Consider the following 24403-nt stretch of genomic DNA (forward strand, 5'->3'; position numbering starts at 1 on the left):
CTTGATTTCAAAATCCATATCTTTGCCGGATGAAAACCACTTTTGCAGATTTCGATTTACCGGAAAAGATTCTTGATGTTTTAGCTGACCTCAACCTTTTTGAGCCAACGCCCATTCAGGAAAAAAGCTTGAAACCAATTCTTTCAGGGCGTGATGTGATGGGAATTGCTCAGACCGGAACGGGAAAAACTTTGGCTTATCTGCTTCCTGTTCTCAAAACTTGGAAGTATAACAAATCCGGGAATCCTACAGTTTTGGTTTTAGTTCCTACAAGAGAATTGGTCGTTCAGGTTACAGAAGTTTTAGAAAAACTGACGAAGAATATCACTGCAAGAGTTATCGGAGTTTATGGTGGGAAAAACATCAATACGCAGAAATTGTTGTTCAATGATGGATGCGATATTTTGGTCGGAACACCAGGTCGCGTGATGGATTTGTCGATTGATAATGCGATTTCTCTTAGAGAAGTTAATAAATTAATCATTGACGAGTTCGACGAAATGCTGAATCTAGGTTTCCGCCCGCAGCTGACTCATATCTTCGAAATGATGAGAGAGAAAAGACAAAATATCCTTTTTTCTGCAACAATGACCGAAGCTTTAGACGAAATATTAAATGAATATTTTGCGTCTCCAGTCGAGATTTCTTTGGCAAGGTCGGGAACACCTTTGGAGAAAATTGCCCAGACTGCAATTCCGGTTGATAACTTCAATACAAAACTGAATTTGCTAATTCATCTTTTGAAAACCGAAGATAATCTTGAGAAGATTCTAATTTTCGCAAATAATAAAAAACATGCAGATTTAATTTTCGAAAAATTGAATGTTGAATTTCCTAATGAATTTGGTGTTATTCACTCGAATAAATCTCAGAATTTCAGATTAAGAGTCATGCAGGAATTCAGCAATGAAAAATTGCGAGGCGTGATTACTACGGATATTATGGCGAGAGGTTTGGACATTCCGGATATTTCTCACGTTTTCAACTTCGAAGTTCCTGAAGTTCCGGAGCAGTATATCCACAGAATCGGTAGAACCGGGCGTGCAGACAAAGACGGAATCGCAGTGACTTTCTACACCAAAAAAGAAGAAGCACAACTTCTTGACATCGAATTGTTGATGGATAAAGAAATTGCAAAATCTGAGTTCCCAGAAGAAGTAACCATTTCGAAGGTCAAAATCGCTTCTGAACAGGATGAAGTGAAAATGAAATTCCTGACAACGGCCAAACTCAACGAAGGCGAATCTGCTTTCCACGAGAAAAAAGATAAGAACAAGAAAATCAATCTTGGCGGACCAAGCAAGCGTAAAGCACCTAAGAAATTTGGAGCGAATAGAGCTCAGCAAAAAGCAAAGTCTAAGGCCAAGAGAAAGAAATAATAAAACACTTCAGAATTTTCTGAGGTGTTTTGTTATTTTGTAAAATAGATATAAAGTTTATCTTCTTTTCCGTCATTATCATTATCATAACTTGGAATACTGATAACTATTAATTCATTTTTAGTAATTGAAGAGACTTCTACAGTAGTGACTTCATCGGCATACATTACCAGACGCTTATTTTGCTCGTCATAGCTAAAAGTTCCATTTGCAGTTCTGCTCACACAATTACCATTAAAATCAATTCCATAGCTTACAGAAGACATTTTTCCATCTTTTTGGAGAGTGAAATTATTTTGACTTTCACAAGAATCTAAAGTATATGTTTGTGAAGAGCCATTTCCAAACTTTAGTATAGATTTACTTATTTTCCAATTCCCAACAATTGTGGGTTTAGATTCATCATCATCTTTTCGACAAGAAATGATTGCTAGTGAAGCCAAAGCAAATAAGATAAGTTTTTTCACGGTATTAATTTTATAATAGTTTTTGAAATTCTAAAATCTCTATTTTTTGAAAATTCTGATTAATTTATCATCTGTTCCATCACCATCAAAATCGTGCTGCATCGCTACCAAAGTTAAATGATTACTTGTTAAATTTTCCACCTCTGCAGTTGTGACTCCTTCTTCTTCAAGCAAGAGCGTAATTGTTTTGTTGCTTTCCTGATAGTCGTAAGTTCCTTTAGAATTATGGATTTGACAATTTGTGCTAGATTCGTCTGATTTAAAATATCCGACAGAGCTTACCGTGCCATCATTTGAAAAGGTGATGTTGGTTTTGATTTCACAATCATCAAGTACGTCTGTTACTGTAGAACCGTTTCCGTATCTTGTTATATGTTTGTCAATTTTCCAAGTTCCTACAATTGTTGCTTGAGATTCATCATCATCTTTTCTGCAAGAAATAATTGATAACGAAGCTAAAGCAAATAGAATAAGTTTTTTCACAGTATTAATTTTCCACAAATAAAATAAAAATTGATTAATAATGAAAATCAACTTCTAATCCACTTCCAGATCTCCTTCAAAGTTGCCTTATTTCCGTACATCAAAATCCCAACTCTATAGATTTTCGCAGCAATATAAACCATCAGTAGAGTAGAAGCAATCAATAGGAAAATCGATAACAGAATCTCCCAAAGCGGAACCCCAAACGGAATTCTCGCAATCATCGCAACAGGCGAAGTGAAAGGAATGATCGATAACCAAAAAGCCATTGGTCCATCAGGATTATTCATAATCGTGAAACTTCCGTAAAGTCCCAACATCAAAGGAACAATCGCAAACATTGTGAATTGCTGAGTTTCGGTTTCATTATCAACAGCACTTCCAATCGCCGCGTACATCGAACTGTAAAAAATGTAACCGAACAAAAAGAAAAATACAAAAACGCTGATAATTCCTACATAATTCATATCCAAAAGAATATGAGAAACTTCGGTTGCGATTTGTTGAAAATCCATATTTTTCATTACTTCACTTTGTTCTGCAGGAATATTTTTTTGCATTGCTGCAAATCCAGTATTAAGGAAAAATGCAGCAGTCACAGACATCGCAATCCAAACAATGAACTGTGTTAAAGCCACCAAAGTCACACCTAAGATTTTCCCCATCATCAGTTCAAAAGGCTTGACAGATGAGATAATGATTTCCACAACACGGTTGTTTTTTTCTTCCAAAACGCTTCTCATCACACGAACACCGTAAATAATGATGAACATAAAAACCACGTACATCAATCCAAAACTCAACGCAGTCTTAATTCCGAAAGCCAGGTCACTTTCCGGTCGGTCGCTTTCCGTCACGTTTTGAGAAATGATTTTGAAGCTTTTATCAAGATTCACGATTCTGTCCTCGGAAATTCCAAGCATCTTGATTTTTTCTTTTTTCAAAATTTCGCTCAAATCTCTGGAAACCGCACTTTTCGTATCCACACCGATTTTCTTGTTGGTCAATAATTTTGTTCCATTTTCCAACGCATCAAAATTTTTGTCTTTCAATTCCGGGATGATGAGAATTCCGTCCGAACCTTTCAGTTCTTTCAGATTTTTAACCAATGCATTTTCCGTATTGGTCGGGACAAAAGTGTAAGTAATATCTTTTGTAGACTTCAGTTGGCCGGCAAAGATTCCGCTTTTGTCAACCACTTCAAATTTGTATTCCGCTTCGTTAGCCTTGAACATAAAGCCAATCAAAGCACCAAATCCAATAATCATCAGCGGAGCCAAAAGTGTCAGAATAATAAAAGATTTTTTCTTAACCTGCGTCAGAAATTCTCTTTTCGTTATGAGGAATATATTTTTCATTCTTTTTGTAAAAAGTAAAATGTATTAAGTAAAAAGTAAATCAATTATGGATTATCAGTTATCAATTATGACTTAACTGCATTAATGAAAACCTCATTCATACTCGGGATTTTCTCATTGAAGGTTCGTATCGTTCCTGTTTTAAGAAGGTCTTGAAGCAAAATATTCTGATTCTCTGTATTTTTCAACTCAAAATTGAACAAACCATTCGCAGTTCCAAGATTTTCAATTTGATATTTTCTCGTCAGTTCTTTCAGGTTTTCAGAATTCACATCAGATAAAACCACAGAAAAAACATTCTGCTTAAATTGTTCCCGAACATCAAAAACTTTCCCGTCCAGAACTTTCTTAGAATTGTTGATGAGCGCTACAAAATCACACATTTCCTCTACACTTTCCATTCTGTGAGTCGATAAGATTATTGTCGTTCCTTCGTTTTTCAGGCGAATGATTTGGTCTTTGATGAGGTTCGCATTCACTGGGTCAAATCCTGAAAAAGGCTCATCCAGAATCAGCAATTTCGGACGATGCAGAACCGTTACCACAAACTGGATTTTCTGCGCCATTCCTTTCGAAAGTTCACTCAGTTTTTTCTTCCACCATTGGTCGATGTTCAGTTGTTCGAACCAGAATTTCGCTTGCGAAAGCGCTTCCTGTCGGGACATTCCTTTCAGTTCCCCAAAATACAAAAGCTGGTCGCCCACCGTCATATTCTTGTAAAGACCACGTTCTTCCGGCATATAACCGATGTTTTTGATATGTTCCGGATTCAGTTTTTCGCTGTCAATCCAAACATTGCCCTCATCTGCTTGAGTAATTTGATTAATGATTCGGATAAACGATGTTTTTCCAGCGCCATTTGGACCTAAAAGCCCATAAATACTCGCAGTAGGAACTTCAATCGAAAAATCCTGAAGCGCAATTTTCTTCCCGGCGTTGTATGTTTTTTTGATATGTTCTGCTCTCAGCATACAGATTTTTTTAATTTTTTTTAGGAGCAACAAGATTGGTCCTTTGGTTCACTTTATCACCCCGCTTTCCGTTGCAATCTTTTTGTTTTCCAAAGAAAAACAAAAAGGATTTCCACTACAATCGGGGCTATGTTGAGGTTTCGTCTTTCTTTTCAACTATTTTTGAAACCCCACAAAATTAGTTTAAAAAAGATAAAAATGTTACAGAAAAGGATGATAGTTGAACTATAAGTTGTCATCCGAAGCAATTACCAAAGAACGATAATAATTTCCCGAAGTGTCCATTATCACCCAATCTTCCGATATTATCAGTTTTTAATGATTTTCTAAATACTGAAAACCTTGTTCTCAAAAATATGATGTTTCAAGATTTTGTTTCGAAAAAACAAAACATCAAATGCTTGTTTATTAATCTCAATTCCTATAAATTTACGATACAATCAATATTCCTTGAAAATTTTTCTTTTGCAAGAATTAGAATAACAAAAAATATAAACACCTACTTTATACATTCACATTAACACATCCAAAATGCTATACCTTTTACCAGCTTACCTTTCCGAAAATTCTCCAATAGATTATTTTGCGCCGACTATCAAAGATATTATTATGAATGTCGATCATTATTTTGTAGAGAACGAAAAGACAGCCAGAAAAGTCATCAAATTTTTTGCGCCGGAAAAAAAACAGCCGCAACTCAAATTATTTCTCCTCGACAAATATTCTGAAACTGCAGATTTGAAAGAAGCCCAAAAGCTGATGAAAGAAGGTGTAGATTTCGGGTTGTTATCAGAAGCTGGTTTGCCTTGCATTGGTGACCCAGGCAATATTATGGTGGGCTGGTCTCACAGCAATCATATCAAAGTGATTCCCATTAACGGGCCAAGTTCTTTCGTTCTGGCATTAATTGCGAGTGGATTTAATGGACAGCAATTTTCTTTTCATGGCTATCTGCCCATTGATAAGGAGAAAAAGAAGAAAGAGATTCAGAACCTCGAAAATTTGGTTAATAAAACCGGATTTACGCAGATTTTTATGGAAACGCCTTATCGTAACAATCAGCTTTTGGAAGATTTAACCAAGTTTCTCAATCCGAATACAAAACTCTGTATTGCAGCTAATATCAATGACCCGGAAACCGAGTTGATTCAAACTAAAACAATCGCAGACTGGAAAAAAAATAAACCAGAATTGCACAAAATTCCTGCTGTTTTTTTGATTGGAAAGTGATTTTAAAACCGCATAGGCATATAGCTATTTATTCTTTAAAGTTACAAAGACTATGTGTCTATGTGGTGAAATATTTTGTAATTTCAAGAATTGTAAATTAAGACTATGAATCAAACTTATCCTTTCTACCTGAAACTTTCTTGCATACTTATCAGTATAGTCATTCTGGGATTTTTGGCTATCATCGGTCAGCAGATTCTTGTTCCAATGGTATTAGGACTGCTGATTGCCATTTTATTAATGCCGATGTGCCGCTTTATGGAAAATAAACTGCGATTTCCCCGGGGGTTGTCATCCATTTTAGCAAGTATCTTTGCGTTAGCTGTTATTGGTGCTATCATCTACTTGATGTCGATTGAGGTGGCTAAGTTGGCCAACGATTGGCCGCAATTTCAAAAGCAGTTTACGGATTTGGTTGATAATCTTCAAAGCTGGATTTCCAGGACTTTCGGTGTCCGCAGGCGTGACCAGCTGGAGTATATGAACGACACACTGAAAAAATCAATCAGTACAGGAACTGCAATCTTAGAAAAAACTTTGACCTCTGTTGGCTATGTTTTGATGTTGACCGGTTTCACATTTTTATTCACATTATTTTTTCTTTTGTACAGAACCCATATTCTCAAATTTCTGGTCGCCAGTTTTACGGAAACTCACCACAAAACGGTTTTCGAGATTGTGGAAAATATCCAGTTTATGGTGAAAAAATATTTGGTTGGATTGTTTCTGCAGATGATTATTGTAACCATTTTGTCATTCATTGCTTATACGGTTATTGGTGTGAAGTATAATTTTATGCTCGCCATTTTAACAGGAATTTTGAATATTCTTCCTTATATCGGGATTTTCACGGCGTTGCTGATTGGTGCTTTGATTACGTTTGCAACTTCGGGAATCAGCCACGTGTTGTTCATTGTGATTGCTATTGTTGTGATTCATGCCATTGATGGAAATATCATCATGCCAAGAGTGGTTGGCTCTAAAGTGAAAATTAATTCTTTGATTGTGATTATAGGTTTGGTAGTTGGCGAAATGCTTTGGGGAATTGCCGGAATGTTTTTGACGATTCCGGTTTTAGCGATTCTGAAAATCATATTTGATAGAGTAGAAGGATTACAATCTTGGGGCTTCTTGATGGGTGAAGATGATGAAGTTCCGGTTTTTAAATCTACTTTTGATAAATATTTCTACACTAAGAAAGCCAAAGTCGATAAAATAATTGCTGATTCTGATAACGAAACTCAGGAATAACTAAGTGGTTCCACGAAGTCAAATAATTAAAATTAATCTATGAAAAAATTAAGTTTCCTATTCATTATATTGTCTCTGTTTCTAAATGCTCAGACGGAAAAAGAAAATGTTGCAGCAATTAAAAAGTTCCAAAAAGAACTGAATACAGAATATCTAAACCCAAAAGAATCACCTTTGCGAGGCGATAATCTGAAGAATTTCAAAAAGCATCCGTTCTTTCCAATCAATCTGAAATACAGAGTTACAGCAAAATTTTTAAAAACCGAAAATCCTATCCCGTTTGAATTGCCGACTTCTTCCGGTAAATTCAAGCAATATCAGGAATATGGAAAAGCGACTTTTGAATTGGACGGACAATCTTTGACATTGACTTTGTATCAAAGTCTGGATCTCATGAAAATGGAGAAATATAAAGATTATCTTTTTCTGCCTTTCCGGGATTTGACGAATGAGAAAGAAACTTATGGCGGCGGAAAATATATGGATTTGAAAATCCCATCAGGAAACGAAATTGTCCTGGATTTTAATCAATCTTATCAGCCATATTGTGCTTATAATGCTTTTGATTACAACTGCCCGATTGTTCCGGAAGAAAATAAGTTACCAGTAAGAATTGAGGCTGGTGTGATGTATGAGGATGTTTATCATCATTAATTTTTAACTTCTTAAGCGAATGTCAACCAAATAGTACAATTTTTTTAAGTTTCAAAATATGATTCAAAAATATCATTGATTTCTATTTTTTCATTTTCGGGTAATGTTTCAATGATTAAAGAAACTAATTGATAAGCCAATGAAAATGGCATTTTGTGGTGTTTTTTTATCCAATTCAACAACTTTGTATTTTTAGGATTTAAATCATCTATACTTTCTATTTTTTTCCAAAGATTGTCGTAGTTCGTTTTTTCGCTCTTTGCTACATCACCAATAATTTCAGCAATTTTTATTTTGTTATAAGTTTTGAAATGATAGCGCTTGATATTTTCTATAGTGATTTCATCATTGACATTAATAAAATCTTTAATGATAAAAGAATATTCCTTAGAATTGAATGATCTTTTTCCTACAAAATTTTCTTTTTCAAAATAAATCAACCATTCATTCAGAGTATCGTAATCGATTCCAAAGTCTTCTATAATTGTATTCTTTCCTGCAATATTGTGTTTTACATTTTCTCCTCTGTCTAAGATGTTTTGAAAAATGTCTAATAAAGGCTGGTATTTTTCAATATTGAAATCTTTTGGGATTTTTTGCTTAAGTTTTTCTAAATTACTGTGAATGTTTATAATAAAATCTTCAATATTTTTCCACTTATAATTTTCTGTCATATAATTAAAGATATTAATGAATTCATTTCTAATTTCCTCGTTTCTAAAAATTGATATGAGATCTTCTCTTTCTTTAGCGGTGGTAATGGATAAAAAAGCTTTTAGAAAAGCTCTAGGATTTGTAGCCTTAAAACTTTCGATGATTTTCATTTGGCTGTACATTTCAGTCTCTTTATTTTTCATAATTCAATTAAATAAAAATGCTATCAATAAAGATAGCATTTAGATGTGTTAATCGCCTTGGTAATTTTCATTGTTTGGGTTTAGCTGGTTGGAATGATTGTTTAAAGCTGCTTGATACGCATCATTGTTTGGATTGCAGATGTCTGCTTCATGATTTCTTGGCATGATTTTCTAAATTTAAAGAGTTAATAAAATTGTTTTGTTCGTCTGGATAAATATAAAATTCATCAATAATTTCGTTTTCTGCTAAATACATTTCTTTGTTTTTTTAGCAAATTTAAAAGACGTAGGAATGATATTTTCAAGAAGTAATCCGAATTAAAAAAAGTTTTTGAAATGGGTCAAAAACTAAAAACCTTTCAGAGTTCGTGACTGTGAAAGGTTTTTTTTATTAGTTATTTGAATTATTAAATTCTCTCTAATTCTCCCGAATCAATCGTGGTTTTGAAGGTTCCGTAGTTAACAATGACTTTGTTTTTTGAAATCTTTTCAATGGTGCCAACACTTGTACTTCCGGCGATTCGAACGCGTTGGCCAACTTTCATCCAAACCGCGCGTTCTGCTTTGCGTTTTTCTTCCAATTTTTCGTTGGTTTCAGCAATTTTTTCGATGACGTCTTCTTTCTTCAGTTGTTGCGTGATTTTACGTTTTACCACCTGAAGACGTTTTGTCTCATCTTTGTCTGTTCCCAGTTTTCGGAATTTTTCCTGTTCCAGGATTTTCACAAAATCTTTGACCACATCTTTTCGGGATTTACCTTTCACGTAACTGTCGATAAACGTTTCAATCTTATTTCCGAACTGCAGTTTTCTGTGTTCTTCTTCGTATAATTTTTGAAAATTGAATAACTTTTGCTGAAGCTGTTCATTCAGTTTTTGAAGATTATCACGTTTGTCTTCTACAGATTCTTTGGTTTCTGCAAGGTTGGATTTCAGTTTTTCAACTTCGAATTTTTCCTGCTGAAGTTTTACGATTGTTTTGTCAAGGTTGACAATGTCGTGCTCTACTTTCTTCCTTGCATTCTTGATAATGAATTTCGGAATCTTATTTTTCTCCGCCACTTCAAAAGTAAAAGAACTTCCGGCTTGTCCGATTTCCAATTTATAAAGCGGTTCCAAAGAATGTTCGTCAAAAAGCATTGCTGCATTGGTTGCTGCAGACAATTGTTCTACAACCAATTTGATGTTGGTGTAATGCGTGGTGATGATTCCAAAGCTTTTCTTGTCATAGAAATATTCCATAAAACTTTCCGCCAAAGCACCGCCCAATTCCGGGTCAGAACCAGTTCCAAATTCATCAATCAAAAGCAGAGTTTTGTTATCTGCTTCACGAATCATTCCGGACATTTTTTTCAGTCTCGATGAGTAAGTTGATAAGTGATTTTCTATGGATTGATTATCGCCAATGTCTGTCATTATTTTTTCAAAGAAAAACATCTCCGATTTTGGATGAACAGGAACTAAAATTCCACTCTGAATCATCAACTGTAACAATCCAACGGTTTTTAACGTGATGGATTTTCCACCGGCATTTGGTCCGGAGATACAGATGATTCGGTTGTGTTCGGTTAAGGTTAAAGTTTGCGAGAAAATCTCTTTGTTTTCGTTTTTATTTCTGATCCAAAGCAACGGATGAAAAGCGTCTTTCAAACGCAAGGTCTGATGTCTGTTGATCTTTGGTAAAATTCCGTTGACTTTTTCGGCAAATTTTGCTTTTGCTCGAATTAAATCTAAATCGAAAATATAAGTTTGATAATCCGAAAGTTGTGGCTGGAATTCTGCAATCTCAGCAGTTAGTTGACGAAGGATTTTATCGATTTCTTTTTTCTCTTCTTCCTGATTTTCTCTGAGTTTGAAATAATGTTTAACAACGCTTTCCGGCTGGATATAAGTGATGGAACCTGTTTTGGAAATGCCTAAAACACGTCCGTTTACTCTTTTTTTGAAACCTGATTTTACCGCTAAAACTCTTTGGTCTTCGACAATTGTTTCCCTGATATCTTCTAAAAAATCGGAATAAGTAACCAATGAACGGTTGAAGTTTTCATCAATCGCTTTTCTAGCGTGTTGGATTTCTGTTCTCAAGGTTTTCAGAATTGTTGAAGCTTCGCTTTTGACTTCTCCAAATCGGTTGAACACTTTGTCAACTTTATCGATGATTTCTTTTCGGAATTCCAAATCTTTGATTTCTTCCAATAATGTTGGAAAAGCTTCTGAGAATTGAGGAAAGAACTTTTGTAGTTTCCCGATTTGCTCAGTAATTGTTTTGATTTTGATAAATGATTTATTCTCTAATCGATAATTTTCTATCAGCATCAGTTTTAGTTCCTCTTCGATGTCTTCATATTCATCAAAAGGAATGGCGTTGGAACTTTCAAAACTTGTTAAAAATTCTGAGGTTTTTTTCAAAGAGATTTCTGCCTCGTCTATTTCCATCGGACGAAGTTCCATTATTTTGTCTGCCGTTTTCGGCGAGTAAGCGAAAGGGACGATTTCCGAAAGGAGTTCCGGAAATTCTAATTCGTTAAGGTCGGTTTGATTAATATTCACATTGCAAATTTAATCAATTTATAATGTAATTTTTTATTGAGCAATATTGTGAATTGATGTACTTTTAAATTTTAATAATGCAAATGAAATCTATTATTCAATTCTCACCATTATTAATGTACATCTGGATTATCCTGAATTGGATTCTGATGTTTCAAAATTTTGGTTCTCAAGATTTCTTGGATATGACAGAATCTAGAGTAGGAGCCGAAGTATTATTCCTTGCTGCTGGGTTTTTTCTGGTTGCTATCGGTTCTGGCAAGAAAACAAAGCAAGATAAAGGTATGTTTTGGGGGATTTTCATCGCGTTTCTTTTGCTTGGTTTTTTTATAACAAAAGATAATGGATACGGATTGCTTTCTGTTGCAGGGATTTTTACCAATCATATTATAGAATATTTTACCCAAACAGGGGATTATGGAAAAGATGCTAATGATAATTTTGCGAAGGGAAGAGGTGGGATTTTCAGATTTGTTCTATTGGTTTTGTATGGACTTCCAATTGGTTTTTTATTTCAATATTTAGGTTACGGCAATAATGCTTTGATGATTTGTGCTGCAATAATAGGTTATTACACAATACTTTTACTTATTGAACTAAATAATTCTTTGAATAGAAATTAGCCAAAATAAAAAGGAACCTACAGCTGATTCTGCAAGTTCCCTCGATTCACAATATCTTTCTAGCGCGATATCGTGACACTGAAAAATCTAATTATATGAAAAAGTTATTGGATTGATTTTAAATTTTGGTTGCTAAGCTGAATGTCAGGTCCAGGTCATCTTTTACGACGATCATTCCGCCCATTTTTTTCGGTGGCGTGATGTTAAAATCACTGAATTTTACATTCTTGCGTCCGATTAATTTGTTATTTTCTATCTCGAATTCTACGTTATATCTTTTACTTTGGTTCATCATTTTGACTTCTACAACAGCGATATAATTTTTCTGAACTTTGGTGAAGTTGATGAACTTGATAATCATATTCGGATACTTGTCAGAATTCAGGATTTTCTGAAAATCTTTGGTCATCATCTTGTTTCCGCAATCGAACTCGTTGACTTTTAAAATGATATTCGGAAGGCTTCTTTCTGTAAAAGTATAAACACCAGTTTCTGCTTTGAATTTGTTATTCACACATTGAAACTTGTTGACATTGGTACTTCCGTTGATCTGAACAAAATTTTCCTGTGCCTGCGCAAAAAGCGTCATAAAACCGAAAAGTAAATAAAGAAGTCGCATAATTTTAATTTTTAAAAACAGAGGAAACCTGAGGATTTCCTCTGCTTCTGTTAACTGAATATCTAGAAAGCTATGGCTGCTTCTAATACAAATCCATTGAATTTGCCACCATAAAGGATGTTGGTTGGCGCATATCCGTCATATTTTTGGTTGACATACTCCAGCTTGGTAAGAATATTTTTTGTCATAAACCATCCACCTCCAACATTGAATCTTGTGACATCCACTTTTTCGCCGGTAGCCAATTTTCCGTCTACGCCATTGTATCTTCCTGCAACGTATAGATTCTCGTTGTTCCCAAATCTGTAAAGCAATTCTGCAGCGTATTGGTTCCATGTTCTTCTGTCTGTCTCTGCGAAGTTTCTCCCAGATGCGTTTTCATAAGTTCCGAAGAATTCCAGTCCTTTATATTTTACAAACGGATTGATCATAAATGAGGTCAGTTTGTTTTTGAAGTCAGGAACAATCTGTCCAGATCTGAAGTTTGCAGAAGAAGTTGCGGCTGTATTTTCCATTACAAAGTAATATCTTGATCCTGCTCTGTCGCCATCATAGAAATCGAGTCTTTGGGTATGCGCTGTATTATAAACAGATCCTGTTAATCTCACTCTAAGATCTTCATTAAGCTGTTTGTCATAGCCTAATTTGGCGTAAAGAGAAGGACTCGTTCCTCCATTAGCAGTTTGGTTCAGCCTTCCGTTGGTTATACCTGCCATTCCTATAAATCCGTCTCTTCTGTAATAGACCTCAGCAAAAACCATTGTTGCAAAAGCATCCATCAGATAGTTGCCTACAAAAGGGTTGTTTGTAACATAAGCATTATCACTTCTTCTGAAATGGACATCGCCATAATTGATCTCATCGTGACCAAATTTGATGGTTGCATACTTCATCACGTCTTTAAGAAAGTCTTTCTTGATGAAGTCTAATTTGTTGATTTGTAAATAGCCGCCTTTTACATAAGTCTCGTTGTGATGACGAGAAGATAAAAAAGTTCTCAAATGTAAGTTAACGCCGTCGTATAATGCCACGTCAAGATCAAGGTTGGCAGTTGCCAGGTTGAAGTTATTTCCGATATCATACAATTGGTTTGTATTGACTCCAGCAGCGTTGAGTACAGGTGTTGCATTATTCTCGTGCTGGATAGCCTGGAACTGAAGTGCGAATGCGCCTCCAACTCTAACTTTCATTTTTTCAAAAGTGCTTACAGTATCTTTTGGGTTTTCAAAAGCATTGATGCTTCTATGATCACGTGGATTAAGGTTGTCGATTGGAAATTCTTGAGCCAGGCCAAGGTTTGCCATTGCTAAAGCAGCGATGAAGCTAACTTTTAATAGATTTCTTTTCATGATAACAGAATTTAAATATTTATAGAATTAATTTGTTGCACTGATGTTAATGTTGATGGTAATTTCGTCACCTGTTTTAATCGTTCCCATCATAAAACTTGGAGGTTTGATTCCGAAAGCTGACATTTTAAGCTTTGTACTTCCTTTGATGATATAGCTGTTTCCGTTTTTGGTAACAGTTACCGGGAATTTGATGTTTTTTGTTACGTCTGTGATGGTTAGGTTGCCACTCACTGTTGCAGTTCCACTTGCTGGCAATGAGGCTGTTGTGAAAGTGATATCCGGATATTTGCTCGTCTCCAGAGATTTGTAAGCATTTTTGTCCATTGCGGACTCTTTGCTTTTGAGAGAGGTTGTTTTCATCACGAACCTAACATCATTGATTGTATTTCCACTTGCATTTCCAGATAATGTAGCTTGGGTTGAAGTCATAGTCCAGTCGTGTAATGTAGAAGTACCTTCAATTTTTATATTAGAACTCTGGAGGGATAATTTTTGAGCATTTGATAATTGTACAAAACATAAAGTTGCAGCTGCTAACGTCATTTTGATTAGATTTTTCATTGTTTTCATTTTCGTAATTTTTAATTGTTATAATTAATTATGTTTCATTGTTTGTAAGACAAAGGTATAAGTGTATTAATTATATTGCTATTTTTTTTAAATGACAAAAATCTTGTTATGGCCGTTGATTATGTAATTGATAAATTTTTTAAATAATACTTATAGATTTTATCTTATTTTATTTTTTTAGCTATTGTTGTAATGATCTTTATCCATAAAGGATAATGAAAAATCAGAGATGATATTTGTTAGGTGTGTAATAGCTGATGAAAATCAGTGGATAAATTTTTGAATATTTATAAAAAATGTTAAATTATTAGGAGATTAATAATTTTATATGACAGATGTCATACTCAAGAAAGTAAATAGAAAACACAAAAACCCCACTGAATCCAATTCAGTGGGGTTAATAGAAATAAATTAATTATGCGTATTAATTCAGCTGATAATTCGCAATGACGTGACCTAAAATAAAATTCACAAATTTTTCTTCAACAGCTTTCCTGTCAATGAGCTTGTTTCTGTATTCGTAGGATGTTAATGGTTTTGCGAATTCAGCATAAGAATCAAAGGTTTCATCTTTAAGTTTTACTCTTCCGCTATCAGATTTGGTATTGATGATCTCATCAGTCAAAGTTCTCAACTTGATGATGATATGAAGAATTTTTGGTTGTTTTACACCTGTATATCTCTCGATGATATTCACCTTGAAAGCATCGAAATAGATTGTCTTGAAATGAAGTTTTGAGCCACGCTCCTGTGCATTGATCTCCAGCTTATAATTCATTGATTATTTTTTACAAATTTAACATCAAGAATCATAGATTCAAAATAAAAAAGAATATTTGTTAAGATTAAATTTTTAATTAAAATTAATTATCTCTGATTCTTAGCTTTATTACGGGTAAAATATTTAATAATTCCGAAATTGATCACACCCAAAAGTAGCGAAACAGGAAGCATTAATATATTACCCACGATGCCCATAAATATTGCGGGACCAAAATTGGATGATGTTCCGTTCATCCGTTCTGTAATAAGTAAGCCTATAAAATTACCTGCAAAAATAATAATCATACAGCTAATGATACACACCAATAATAGTTTGACTGAACTATATCTTATATAGTTGGCTAATCTGAAAAAAAGGATGTAAAAAATAATACAAGCTATAGACATCCCAGCCATCAAAGGGTAATTGATGTTGCCTGTAAATGAAGATTTTCCACCGATGAAAAGCACCAGATTTCCGATAATGAGATTGGTCAAAATTACGAACGTAGATATTTTTGAGAGATAACGATGCATTTTGACAAATATACAAATCAGATGCCTGTCCGATATTTATTCTTATTGGTAATTTTTTTAATCAAGAAAAGTATAATTTTTGCATAGCCTTTCGTAATGAAAAAAATCTACTTAATTCTTTCTCTTTTTAGTGCATCAATTTTATTTTCTCAAAAAAGAGATTCTGCAACTTTGATTTCAGAAGTCAGAATTGATGCCTATAAAAAACCGACAGCTTTTATCAATTCCACAAAATCGGTTTCCGTAATTTCAGAAAATTTGCTCAATCAAAATACACCGGAAAGAATGCTTGAATCCATCAATCAGATTGCCGGAGCAAGAATGGAAGAACGTTCACCTGGAAGTTACAGAATTTCACTTCGTGGAAGTACTTTAAGATCGCCTTTTGGCGTTCGGAATGTGAAAGTCTACCTTGATGATTTTATTCTGTCTGATGCTTCTGGAAATACTTATTTCAATGTGATTTCTCCCGAACTTATTGACAGAATGGAGATTTACAAAGGTCCTGAAAGTGGCGATTACGGAGCCGTTACAGGCGGAACGGTACTTTTGAAAACAAAATCTTCAGAAAATTTGTCGGTCAATCTATCTGTCGGAAGCTACGGAACTTTCAATCAGACTGTAGATTTTTCAAAACAGATAGGAAAACATTTTGTTGAAATTTTCCAGAATTATTATCGGACCGATTCGTATCGTGATCAATCAAAAGTTCAGCGAAAACAGATTTTCCTGAAAGACAATTTTCAGTATTCGGAAAAGGGATTGTTGAAAGCGATGTTAATGTACTCTGACTTAGATTATCAAACGCCGGGAGGATTGACTTTAGAACAAATGAATTTCAACAGAAAACAGGCAAGACCAAAAACGGCAGCTGTTCCCGGAGCAAAAGAACAAGACGCAGGGATTCGCAACAAAATGGTTTTAGCCGGAATTTCAAATGAATATCAGTTTAGTCCTAATTTTTCTCATTTTATATTAATGCAAGGTTCGTATGTCGATTTTGAAAATCCTTTTATAACCAATTTTGAAAACCGTTTTGAGAAGAATTTTGCTCTAAGAACCCATTTTAATTATGAAAAAAACTGGGATAAAGCTTCTTTAGCTTACCGTTTTGGTTTCGAAGGCGGAATCAATGATATTCTAATTAAAAATTACGATAACAATTGGGGAATTGAAGGCAATCCGCAGAATTTTGACCAATTAAAAAACACTTCGGGATTTTATTTTCTTTCTCAAAAATTAAACTTTAATGAAAAGGTGTTTACCGATATTTCTATCAGCTTAAATTCAAATTCTTACGATTGGGAAAGACTTTTTTCAAGAAATGAAAACGGAAATATTCATTTTAAAAATCAGTGGCTTCCCAATTTTGGAGTGACCTACCTTTTAGGGAATGGTTTTTCAGCTAGAGGAAAAGTAGGAAAGGGGAATTCTGCTCCCACGAATGAAGAAATCCGTTCTTCAACACAGGAATTTAATCAGAATTTAAGTCCAGAATACGGTTGGAATAAAGAAATCGGAATCAGAAAACAGTTCGGAAATTTTATTTTTGTGGAAGGAAGTTATTTTGACTTTCGAATGAAAGATGCGATTGTAAGACGACAAAATGAAGCCGGACAGGAATATTTCGTCAATTCAGGTGAAACTGTCCAGAAAGGATTTGAAGTTTTGTTAGAATCTAAAAATTTCAATTTAAAGAATGATTTTTTCAGCAATTTCAAATTCAGATTTTCCGGAAGTTTTTATGATTTTAAATTTAAAAATTATCAGCAGAATGAAAATAACTTTTCAGGAAATGATTTAACAGGAGTTCCAAAAACAACAATCAGCAGCTTATTAAATTTTACCTTTTTCAAAAAACTAGATGTGAATTATTCTCATTTTTATATTTCAAAAATGCCTTTGAATGACGCCAATTCAGTTTGGTCAGAACCTAATTTAATAGGGAATATTCAGTTCAGATTCCCTCTTGATTTTGATAAAACAAGAGCCAATTTATATCTTCAGATTCAGAATTTATATAATGAAGATTATGTTTTGGGTTTTGACATTAATGCTTTCGGAAATCGATATTATAATCCTGCAGCAAAGAGAAATTTTGTATTGGGAATAAAGGTGGATTTTTGAATTACTAAAAGTTCTTAATGTTTTGAACGATCATTACCATAGATCAATTTTTTTCGTTTTATTTTTCGGTTCATTCGCATTTACGTAAATTTAATGTTTGTAAAAATAAATTTCTAATAAAAAGAATGGAACAATACAATTATGGGGTGATTGGCCTCGGTGTAATGGGGCGAAATCTCCTCTACAATATTGCCGATAACGGGTTTGCTGTTGCGGGTTTTGATCTCGATGCAGAAAAAGTAAAAGAACTTCACGCGGGTGCAACGCCCGGGACGATGGTTACCGGGACAGCTTCTATACAAGATTTTGTAGCGGCTCTGGAGAGTCCTAGAAAAATTATTTTAATGGTTCCTGCGGGTAAGCCTGTAGATGCTGTTTTGGAAAATATCACGCCGCTTTTAACTAAAGGTGATATTGTGGTAGATGCCGGAAATTCGTATTTCAAGGACACCGATAGACGCATTGCTGACTTGGCTTCTAAAGATTTACATTTTATGGGAATGGGTGTTTCCGGAGGTGAAAAAGGAGCGAGAAGAGGACCAAGTATTATGCCTGGAGGAGATTTAGAAGCTTTCAAACTTCTAAAACCAATGCTGGAATCCATCGCGGCAAAAGTTGACGGAGAAGCTTGTACGGCTTACATGGGGAAAAGTTCTGCCGGCAACTATGTGAAAATGGTTCATAACGGGATCGAGTATGCTATAATGCAGCTCATCAGCGAAGCTTATGATCTTTTGAGAAAAGGTGCAAATCTTAATAATGATCAGCTGTACGAAGTTTTCAAAGAATGGAATAATGGCGAAATGAATTCTTTTCTGATCGAGATCACGAGAGACATTTTTCAACAAAAAGATGATTTGACAAACGGTTATCTTGTGGACCAAATTCTGGATAAGGCCGGTGCAAAAGGAACCGGAAAATGGACTTCTGAGCAGGCTATGGAGATTGGCGTTTCGATTCCGACAATTGATATTGCTGTAACCTCTAGGATTTTGTCGGCTTATAAAGATGAGAGAGTACAAGCAGCGAAGTTATACTCTGAAAAACAAATTACCAAACCCGATAATGTAGAATTATTTATCAAAGAAGTTGGTGAAGCTTTGTATCTGGCAACTTTAATTAGTTATGCGCAAGGTTTGGCTTTATTAGTTAAAGCTTCTGAAGAATATGGATTTGATATTCCATTGAAGGATGTTGTGAAGATCTGGAGAGGTGGTTGTATCATCCGTTCTGTACTGTTGGAAAAATTCTATTCTGCTTATACACAAGATGAAAATTTAACTAATATTTTATTGAATAAAGAAATTTCCGAAATCGTTAAATCGAAAATCAAATCTTTAAGAAACACAGCGGCTTATGCGGTGAATAACGGGATCTCGAGTTTGGGACTTCAAACAGCTTTGGGCTATTTTGATGCCTATACCACCGAATCTTTACCAGTAAATCTAATTCAGGCTCAACGTGATTATTTTGGAGCTCACACTTATCGAAGAATTGACAGAGAAGGTGTTTTCCATACGTCTTGGGGCAATGAAAATAATTAAAACCAAATGATGAACAATAATACATTGAACGCCACTAATATTCTTATTTTTGGTGCTACAGGAGATTTAGCAAAAAGAAAACTTTTTCCAGCATTTTATAATCTTTTTATTGATGGACGAATGCCGGATAACTTTAATATTATCGCTTTAGGAAGGTCGGATCACAATGACGAATATTTTAGAAATTATATCAAAGTCAATCTGGAAGCTTTTTCCCGAAAAAATGTCACGGCTGAGGAGTGGGATTCTTTCCAATCGCATATTACTTATTTTCAGCATCAGTTAGATGACGAAAGTTCTTACATTAATCTCAATCAGAAATTGGAAGAATTAGATTCTCAATTCGGAATGAGAGGTAACAGGCTATTTTATTTATCTATTGGACCCAATTTCGTTGCCACAATTTCTAATCATATCAAAAAGACATCTCTGGCTTCTCAGGCAGATAAAGATAGAATCATTATCGAGAAACCTTTTGGTTACAACAAGCAATCAGCAATTGAACTGAATCAGCTTTTATCCGAAACCTTTGAAGAAAAACAGATTTATCGCATTGATCATTATCTTGGTAAAGAAACGGTCCAGAATATTTTGGCATTCCGGTTTGGAAATTCGATCTTTGAACCTTTGTGGAACCACAGACATATCGAATCGGTTCAGATTACAGTTGCGGAAGAAGTTGGCGTAGAAACAAGAGGTGGTTTTTATGAGCAGACCGGCGCTTTGCGAGATATGGTTCAGAATCACTTGCTCCAGGTTTTATGTATGGTTGCAATGGAAGCACCTTTGTCTTTGGAGTCCGATGAAATCAGAGACCGTAAGGTGGATGTTCTTAAATCAATCCGAAGAATCCCGGCAGACAAAGTGGATTATTATGCTGTGAGAGGTCAATATGGGGAAGGTGAAATCAATGGTAAAAAGGCAAGAGCTTATCGTGAAGAAGAAGGAATTGCTCCCGATTCCAACACAGAAACTTTTGTTGCAGTCAAATTTTATATAGATAATGAAAGATGGCAAAATGTTCCTTTCTATGTACGAACAGGAAAAAAAATGAAGGAAAAACAATCCTACATTACGATCCAGTTTAAGCCATTGCCACATTCAACATTTTCTGATACCAATCCGTTATCCGCTAATCGTTTGATCATTAATATTCAGCCATTAATGGATATCAGGCTGCAGTTTATGACAAAAAAACAAGGTCTATCGATGGCTTTGAGACCTGTAGAGATGATCTTTGATTATTTTGCCTGCAAAGAAGACACGCCGGAAGCTTATGAAACGCTTTTGCAGGATGCGCTGGAAGGGGATCTTACCTTGTTTATGCGTTCCGATCAGGTGGAGGAAGCCTGGGATGTTGTCACCACTATTCAGGAAGATTGGGCTAATAAAAAAGCGCCTTTTCCGAATTATGATGCCGGAAGCTGGGGGCCAAAGGAAAGTTTCGATTTGGTTGAAAGACAAGGTCATACCTGGGCTTAATATTAATTAAATCAGTTAAAAAATGAATATTACAGTATTTGATGATCTGAACCAATTGTACAAAAAAGCAGCGGACACTTTTGTTGAGCTTTCGGAGAAATCGATCCAGAAACATAATAAATTTACTGTTGCTTTAAGCGGTGGTTCGTCTCCAAAAGCTATTTTCAGTTTATTAGCAACTCCGGAATATGCCGGTAAAATTGAATGGGGTAAAATTTATTTTTTCTGGGTTGACGAGCGATGGGTTTCTCTCGACGATGATAGAAGTAACTTTAAAATGACTCTGGAAACACTTCTGAATAATGTTCCTATCAATAAGGCTCAGGTTTTCCCTATGTTTAAGGAAGATATAGAGCCTGGAAAGTATGCTGAAGAATATGAAGCCCAAATCAGAGAAGTTTTGGGAGCTGATGGAATTTTTGATTTTATTCTTTTAGGAATGGGAGATGACGGTCATACCGCTTCTTTATTCCCGGGTGAAGCTGTTTTGGACGAAAAGGAAAAATGGGTAGATGCTTATTATCTGAAATCTCAGGAGATGTACAGGATTACTTTGACTGAGCCCATTATCAATAAAGCTGAAAATATTTTGGTCGTAGCTTTTGGCGAGTCCAAAAAACATGCTTTGAATGAAGTTCTGTACGGTGAATATCATCCGAAGTTATATCCATTGCAGCTGATCAACAAAAAAGAAGGTTTTCTGTTTTTTACAGATAGAAAAGCGGTGAATGGATAAATTCATAATAATTAAATTTAATTCCGGATTTTTATCCGGAATTTCTTTTTTCAGAATCTTTTTTAGTTATTTGTATGAGATTTCTTGCATCGAGGAAATAAAAAATATGGTATGAAGGATATAAAATTGATCGTGACAGATATGGACGGAACTTTCTTGAATTCCAATTATGAACTGAGTCCGGAGTTCCCGAAAATCTATGAAGAACTGAAGAAGAGAAATATTTTATTTGTCCCAGCCAGCGGAAGACAAATGTCAGGAATCACCAAATATTTTACCGATTTTGAGGATGAGATGTGCTTCATTGCGGAAAATGGCGGTTATGTTTTGTGTAAAAATGAGGAACTTTTCGCTGACAAAATGGAGGATCGTTTTGTTAAAGAAATCATCGAAACAGTTAGAGAAATTCCTGGTGCCAAAGCTGTTGTTTCTGGAAAAAAACATGCTTACTACGAAACCAACGATGAAGAGTTTGTAGAATTTTTCACACAATATTACACCAATAACAAAAAAGAGGAGGATCTTACAAAACCTCTGGATGATGGTATTTTCAAAATAGCGGTTTATCATCCGGATGGTTCGGAAAAGCATCTTTATCCTTATTTGAAAATATTCCAAAAATATGGATTGGAGACCGTAGTTTCTGGTCATTATTGGCTGGATATCATGAACAAGAATATCAATAAAGGAAAAGCGTTATCTGAACTGCAAAATTCCTTAAATATCTCACCGGATCAGACGATGGTTTTCGGGGATTATATGAACGATATAGAAATGCTGAAAAGTACGCCTTACTCTTATGCGATGGAAAATGCACATGCTTCAGTAAAGGAGGTTGCAAAATTCCAAACTTCTTCCAATGACAATTTTGGAGTTGTCGCAACTATTAAAGGATATCTTGAAAGCAGTAATTAAAATAGAAACAGTAGATTGAATTTTAAATTCTTTTAAGTTAGTGTTTATTCTGTAATAAATATTTAGCTTAGATATTGATTTTAAAGTTGATAATGACCAACCATTCTGCTCAAAATAAAATTAACAAATTCATCTTCAACCTTCTTTCGGTCAATCAGTTTGTTTTTATACTCATACGAGTTGAGAGGCTTTGAAACCCGAACATAGTTGCGAAAATCTGCTTCTTTGATCTTTATTCGTCCGGCGCCATCTTTTGTATTAATAATTTCGTTATCAATTGTTCTGAGTTTAATAACAATATGATAGAATTTTCCCTGCCCTTTCCCTGAGTAGCGCTCAATGATATTAATCTTGAAAGCGTTAAAATAAATGGTTTTAAATGCAAGATTGGAATCCCTCTCCTGCGGCGTAATTTCTAGCGTAAAGTTCATAACATATTATTTGTAAAATTAAAAATTAGTAAACTAAATACAAAGCTCTTACCATTTTTAAGAGCCTTATTCCTTGACATAATCACTAACTAAAGTTTATTTATATTAATAAAATGTCATAAATGATTCATAATCAGGGAATGGTTTTTGTAATTTCTGCACAGATATTATAAAAAAGTAAAGTATGAAAAAGTATCTATTACCTGTAGTTGCAATTGGTATGTTAAGCTGCAAGGACAATAAAAATCAAACAGCAAATACTGGTGAAAGTGTAGAAGTAGCGACGCAGACTGATACCTTAAAACTACCGGCGCCGGATGAAAAAGGGGCTAAAAATAAATTCAGTAACGTCATCGGCTGGCCAAAAGATAAAGCACCCACTGCTCCCGAAGGTTTTACGGTAACGCGTTTTGCAGAGAATATAAAAAGTCCTAGAAATATGATTCAGGCTGAGAACGGTGACGTCTTTGTTGTGCTGTCTAATTCCGAAAGGACGGCTACAGAAAAAATAAAAAATGATATAAGTGGGAAGAGCGATGCCGAAGTTGGCGGCAAATCTGCTAACAAAATTCTCTTGTATAGAGATGCTAATAAAGATGGAATTCCGGAATCTTCCTATGTATTTTTGGATGGACTTAACCAACCTTATGGCATGCTTATCATCAAAGATAAATTTTATGTAGCGAATACTGATGGCTTGTGGGTTTACCCTTACAAAGCAGGCGATATAAAAATCACAAAGCCGGGAAAAATGATTCTAAGTCTTCCGGCAGGTGGCTACAATAACCACTGGACAAGGAATCTTACCACCAATAAAAATCAATCCAAGATTTACATTTCTGTAGGATCTGGAAGCAATGTTGGAGAAAATGGTATGGAAAATGAAGTGCGCAGGGCTAATATCCTTGAGATTAACCCTGATGGGAGCGGTGAAAAAATCTATGCTTCAGGTCTTAGAAATCCTGTTGGTATGAGCTGGAATCCTTCGACCGGAGCTTTATGGACAGTTGTAAACGAAAGAGATGAATTGGGTGATGAGCTGGTCCCGGATTACTTGACAAGTGTGAAACAAAATGCCTTCTACGGTTGGCCATATGCTTATTTTGGCCAGCATGAAGATCCAAGAAGAAAAGGGGAGAAGCCCGATCTGGTAGCTAAAACAATTGTTCCTGATGTTCCACTGGGAAGCCACACTGCCTCTTTAGGATTGACTTTTTATACAGGAAATCAGTTTCCCGGGTCATATAGAAACGGCGCTTTTATTGGTCAGCACGGTTCCTGGAATCGTTCTTCATTAGTGGGCTATCAGGTTGCTTTTGTACCGTTTCAGAATGGTAAAGCTTCGGGTTCTTATCAGCCGTTTCTAACAGGATTTATAGCAGATGAAGCCAAAGGCGACGTCTATGGAAGACCGGTTGGGGTTCTACAGACTATAGATGGATCACTACTTGTGGCCGATGATGTAAGTGGTATAGTATGGCGTGTTTCATATAGCAAAAAATAATT

23 protein-coding genes are annotated in these 24403 nt (G+C 35.1%); 11 read left to right on the forward strand and 12 right to left on the reverse strand.

Annotated features, from left to right (window positions below; all coding sequences use genetic code 11):
* Positions 1 to 29: 29 nt before the first annotated feature.
* Entirely contained in the window at positions 30 to 1379 is a 1350-nt protein-coding gene (locus BXY58_RS14070) for a DEAD/DEAH box helicase (protein WP_120214501.1), read from the forward strand.
* A gap of 32 nt (positions 1380 to 1411) precedes the next feature.
* On the opposite strand, the gene BXY58_RS14075 is transcribed toward BXY58_RS14070, so the two are convergent.
* From BXY58_RS14075 to BXY58_RS14090, 4 genes are all read right to left on the reverse strand, one after another.
* The gene (locus BXY58_RS14075) at positions 1412 to 1846 is read right to left on the reverse strand and encodes a lipocalin-like domain-containing protein (RefSeq protein ID WP_170144245.1); all 435 of its coding nucleotides are present in this window, start codon (positions 1844 to 1846) and stop codon (positions 1412 to 1414) included.
* A gap of 39 nt (positions 1847 to 1885) precedes the next feature.
* Entirely contained in the window at positions 1886 to 2329 is a 444-nt protein-coding gene (locus BXY58_RS14080) for a lipocalin-like domain-containing protein (RefSeq protein ID WP_170144246.1), read from the reverse strand.
* A gap of 47 nt (positions 2330 to 2376) precedes the next feature.
* Positions 2377 to 3687, reverse strand: coding sequence for an ABC transporter permease (locus BXY58_RS14085; protein ID WP_120214504.1), 1311 nt, complete (start codon positions 3685 to 3687; stop codon positions 2377 to 2379).
* A gap of 65 nt (positions 3688 to 3752) precedes the next feature.
* Positions 3753 to 4658 (reverse strand): ABC transporter ATP-binding protein, encoded by a 906-nt coding sequence (locus BXY58_RS14090; RefSeq protein ID WP_120214505.1) that lies wholly within the window; start codon positions 4656 to 4658, stop codon positions 3753 to 3755.
* A 531-nt stretch (positions 4659 to 5189) separates the two neighbouring features.
* Here BXY58_RS14090 and BXY58_RS14095 point away from each other — a divergent pair.
* The 3 genes from BXY58_RS14095 (at position 5190) to BXY58_RS14105 (ending at position 7793) form a co-directional block, all read left to right on the forward strand.
* Positions 5190 to 5888, forward strand: a complete 699-nt coding sequence (locus BXY58_RS14095; protein WP_120214506.1) for an SAM-dependent methyltransferase — start codon at positions 5190 to 5192, stop codon at positions 5886 to 5888.
* Between the two features lie 105 nt (positions 5889 to 5993).
* On the forward strand, positions 5994 to 7139 hold the full coding sequence (locus BXY58_RS14100) for an AI-2E family transporter (protein ID WP_120214507.1): 1146 nt from the start codon (positions 5994 to 5996) through the stop codon (positions 7137 to 7139).
* A 39-nt stretch (positions 7140 to 7178) separates the two neighbouring features.
* Positions 7179 to 7793, forward strand: a complete 615-nt coding sequence (locus BXY58_RS14105) for a DUF1684 domain-containing protein (protein WP_120214508.1) — start codon at positions 7179 to 7181, stop codon at positions 7791 to 7793.
* A gap of 44 nt (positions 7794 to 7837) precedes the next feature.
* Here the strand turns inward: BXY58_RS14105 and BXY58_RS14110 are convergent, their stop codons facing one another.
* Together BXY58_RS14110 and BXY58_RS14115 are read right to left on the reverse strand one after the other, a co-directional pair.
* Positions 7838 to 8650, reverse strand: a complete 813-nt coding sequence (locus BXY58_RS14110) for a hypothetical protein (protein ID WP_120214509.1) — start codon at positions 8648 to 8650, stop codon at positions 7838 to 7840.
* Between the two features lie 407 nt (positions 8651 to 9057).
* Complete coding sequence (locus BXY58_RS14115) at positions 9058 to 11199, reverse strand: endonuclease MutS2 (RefSeq protein WP_120214510.1); 2142 nt, start codon at positions 11197 to 11199, stop codon at positions 9058 to 9060.
* A gap of 83 nt (positions 11200 to 11282) precedes the next feature.
* On the opposite strand from BXY58_RS14115, the gene BXY58_RS14120 reads away from it, so the two are divergent.
* On the forward strand, positions 11283 to 11822 hold the full coding sequence (locus BXY58_RS14120) for a hypothetical protein (RefSeq protein WP_147366851.1): 540 nt from the start codon (positions 11283 to 11285) through the stop codon (positions 11820 to 11822).
* A gap of 118 nt (positions 11823 to 11940) precedes the next feature.
* On the opposite strand, the gene BXY58_RS14125 is transcribed toward BXY58_RS14120, so the two are convergent.
* The 5 genes from BXY58_RS14125 to BXY58_RS14145 all read right to left on the reverse strand — a co-directional run bounded on the left by BXY58_RS14125 (position 11941) and on the right by BXY58_RS14145 (position 15662).
* The gene (locus BXY58_RS14125) at positions 11941 to 12441 is read right to left on the reverse strand and encodes a YceI family protein (RefSeq protein WP_120214512.1); all 501 of its coding nucleotides are present in this window, start codon (positions 12439 to 12441) and stop codon (positions 11941 to 11943) included.
* A gap of 62 nt (positions 12442 to 12503) precedes the next feature.
* The gene (locus BXY58_RS14130; RefSeq protein ID WP_074235370.1) at positions 12504 to 13790 is read right to left on the reverse strand and encodes a hypothetical protein; all 1287 of its coding nucleotides are present in this window, start codon (positions 13788 to 13790) and stop codon (positions 12504 to 12506) included.
* Positions 13791 to 13817: 27 nt separating this feature from the next.
* Complete coding sequence (locus BXY58_RS14135; RefSeq protein WP_170144247.1) at positions 13818 to 14354, reverse strand: YceI family protein; 537 nt, start codon at positions 14352 to 14354, stop codon at positions 13818 to 13820.
* A 433-nt stretch (positions 14355 to 14787) separates the two neighbouring features.
* On the reverse strand, positions 14788 to 15141 hold the full coding sequence (locus BXY58_RS14140; protein WP_120214514.1) for a prevent-host-death protein: 354 nt from the start codon (positions 15139 to 15141) through the stop codon (positions 14788 to 14790).
* Between the two features lie 89 nt (positions 15142 to 15230).
* Positions 15231 to 15662 carry a hypothetical protein gene (locus tag BXY58_RS14145; RefSeq protein ID WP_120214515.1) on the reverse strand — a complete coding sequence of 144 codons (432 nt, stop codon included), beginning with the start codon at positions 15660 to 15662 and terminating at the stop codon, positions 15231 to 15233.
* A gap of 96 nt (positions 15663 to 15758) precedes the next feature.
* Here BXY58_RS14145 and BXY58_RS14150 point away from each other — a divergent pair, with 96 nt between their 5' ends.
* From BXY58_RS14150 to BXY58_RS14170, 5 genes are all read left to right on the forward strand, one after another.
* Complete coding sequence (locus tag BXY58_RS14150; protein WP_120214516.1) at positions 15759 to 17789, forward strand: TonB-dependent receptor; 2031 nt, start codon at positions 15759 to 15761, stop codon at positions 17787 to 17789.
* Positions 17790 to 17914: 125 nt separating this feature from the next.
* Positions 17915 to 19333 carry an NADP-dependent phosphogluconate dehydrogenase gene (gndA, locus tag BXY58_RS14155; protein WP_120214517.1) on the forward strand — a complete coding sequence of 473 codons (1419 nt, stop codon included), beginning with the start codon at positions 17915 to 17917 and terminating at the stop codon, positions 19331 to 19333.
* Between the two features lie 6 nt (positions 19334 to 19339).
* Entirely contained in the window at positions 19340 to 20815 is a 1476-nt protein-coding gene (gene zwf, locus BXY58_RS14160; protein WP_120214518.1) for a glucose-6-phosphate dehydrogenase, read from the forward strand.
* A gap of 22 nt (positions 20816 to 20837) precedes the next feature.
* On the forward strand, positions 20838 to 21551 hold the full coding sequence (pgl, locus tag BXY58_RS14165) for a 6-phosphogluconolactonase (protein WP_120214519.1): 714 nt from the start codon (positions 20838 to 20840) through the stop codon (positions 21549 to 21551).
* A 111-nt stretch (positions 21552 to 21662) separates the two neighbouring features.
* Complete coding sequence (locus BXY58_RS14170; protein WP_120214520.1) at positions 21663 to 22466, forward strand: Cof-type HAD-IIB family hydrolase; 804 nt, start codon at positions 21663 to 21665, stop codon at positions 22464 to 22466.
* Between the two features lie 80 nt (positions 22467 to 22546).
* On the opposite strand, the gene BXY58_RS14175 is transcribed toward BXY58_RS14170, so the two are convergent.
* A complete protein-coding gene (locus tag BXY58_RS14175; protein WP_120214521.1) occupies positions 22547 to 22897 on the reverse strand; it encodes a prevent-host-death protein in 351 nt (116 codons plus the stop codon).
* Positions 22898 to 23081: 184 nt separating this feature from the next.
* Between BXY58_RS14175 and BXY58_RS14180 the strand changes: the two genes are divergently transcribed.
* The gene (locus tag BXY58_RS14180; protein WP_120214522.1) at positions 23082 to 24401 is read left to right on the forward strand and encodes a PQQ-dependent sugar dehydrogenase; all 1320 of its coding nucleotides are present in this window, start codon (positions 23082 to 23084) and stop codon (positions 24399 to 24401) included.
* The last annotated feature ends 2 nt before the right edge of the window (positions 24402 to 24403 follow it).

This window comes from Epilithonimonas arachidiradicis, assembly GCF_003610695.1.
In the GTDB taxonomy this organism is placed as follows: domain Bacteria; phylum Bacteroidota; class Bacteroidia; order Flavobacteriales; family Weeksellaceae; genus Epilithonimonas; species Epilithonimonas arachidiradicis.

Excerpts from the sequence above, each read along its gene's own strand:
- BXY58_RS14070 (WP_120214501.1), top strand. The coding sequence starts at position 30 with ATGAAAACCACTTTTGCAGATTTCGATTTACCGGAAAAGATTCTTGAT.
- BXY58_RS14085 (WP_120214504.1), bottom strand. The coding sequence starts at position 3,687 with ATGAAAAATATATTCCTCATAACGAAAAGAGAATTTCTGACGCAGGTT.
- BXY58_RS14090 (WP_120214505.1), bottom strand. The coding sequence starts at position 4,658 with ATGCTGAGAGCAGAACATATCAAAAAAACATACAACGCCGGGAAGAAA.
- BXY58_RS14095 (WP_120214506.1), top strand. The coding sequence starts at position 5,190 with ATGCTATACCTTTTACCAGCTTACCTTTCCGAAAATTCTCCAATAGAT.
- BXY58_RS14100 (WP_120214507.1), top strand. The coding sequence starts at position 5,994 with ATGAATCAAACTTATCCTTTCTACCTGAAACTTTCTTGCATACTTATC.
- BXY58_RS14105 (WP_120214508.1), top strand. The coding sequence starts at position 7,179 with ATGAAAAAATTAAGTTTCCTATTCATTATATTGTCTCTGTTTCTAAAT.
- BXY58_RS14110 (WP_120214509.1), bottom strand. The coding sequence starts at position 8,650 with ATGAAAAATAAAGAGACTGAAATGTACAGCCAAATGAAAATCATCGAA.
- BXY58_RS14120 (WP_147366851.1), top strand. The coding sequence starts at position 11,283 with ATGAAATCTATTATTCAATTCTCACCATTATTAATGTACATCTGGATT.
- BXY58_RS14125 (WP_120214512.1), bottom strand. The coding sequence starts at position 12,441 with ATGCGACTTCTTTATTTACTTTTCGGTTTTATGACGCTTTTTGCGCAG.
- BXY58_RS14130 (WP_074235370.1), bottom strand. The coding sequence starts at position 13,790 with ATGAAAAGAAATCTATTAAAAGTTAGCTTCATCGCTGCTTTAGCAATG.
- BXY58_RS14135 (WP_170144247.1), bottom strand. The coding sequence starts at position 14,354 with ATGAAAAATCTAATCAAAATGACGTTAGCAGCTGCAACTTTATGTTTT.
- BXY58_RS14140 (WP_120214514.1), bottom strand. The coding sequence starts at position 15,141 with ATGAATTATAAGCTGGAGATCAATGCACAGGAGCGTGGCTCAAAACTT.
- BXY58_RS14145 (WP_120214515.1), bottom strand. The coding sequence starts at position 15,662 with ATGCATCGTTATCTCTCAAAAATATCTACGTTCGTAATTTTGACCAAT.
- BXY58_RS14150 (WP_120214516.1), top strand. The coding sequence starts at position 15,759 with ATGAAAAAAATCTACTTAATTCTTTCTCTTTTTAGTGCATCAATTTTA.
- gndA (WP_120214517.1), top strand. The coding sequence starts at position 17,915 with ATGGAACAATACAATTATGGGGTGATTGGCCTCGGTGTAATGGGGCGA.
- zwf (WP_120214518.1), top strand. The coding sequence starts at position 19,340 with ATGATGAACAATAATACATTGAACGCCACTAATATTCTTATTTTTGGT.
- pgl (WP_120214519.1), top strand. The coding sequence starts at position 20,838 with ATGAATATTACAGTATTTGATGATCTGAACCAATTGTACAAAAAAGCA.
- BXY58_RS14170 (WP_120214520.1), top strand. The coding sequence starts at position 21,663 with ATGAAGGATATAAAATTGATCGTGACAGATATGGACGGAACTTTCTTG.
- BXY58_RS14175 (WP_120214521.1), bottom strand. The coding sequence starts at position 22,897 with ATGAACTTTACGCTAGAAATTACGCCGCAGGAGAGGGATTCCAATCTT.
- BXY58_RS14180 (WP_120214522.1), top strand. The coding sequence starts at position 23,082 with ATGAAAAAGTATCTATTACCTGTAGTTGCAATTGGTATGTTAAGCTGC.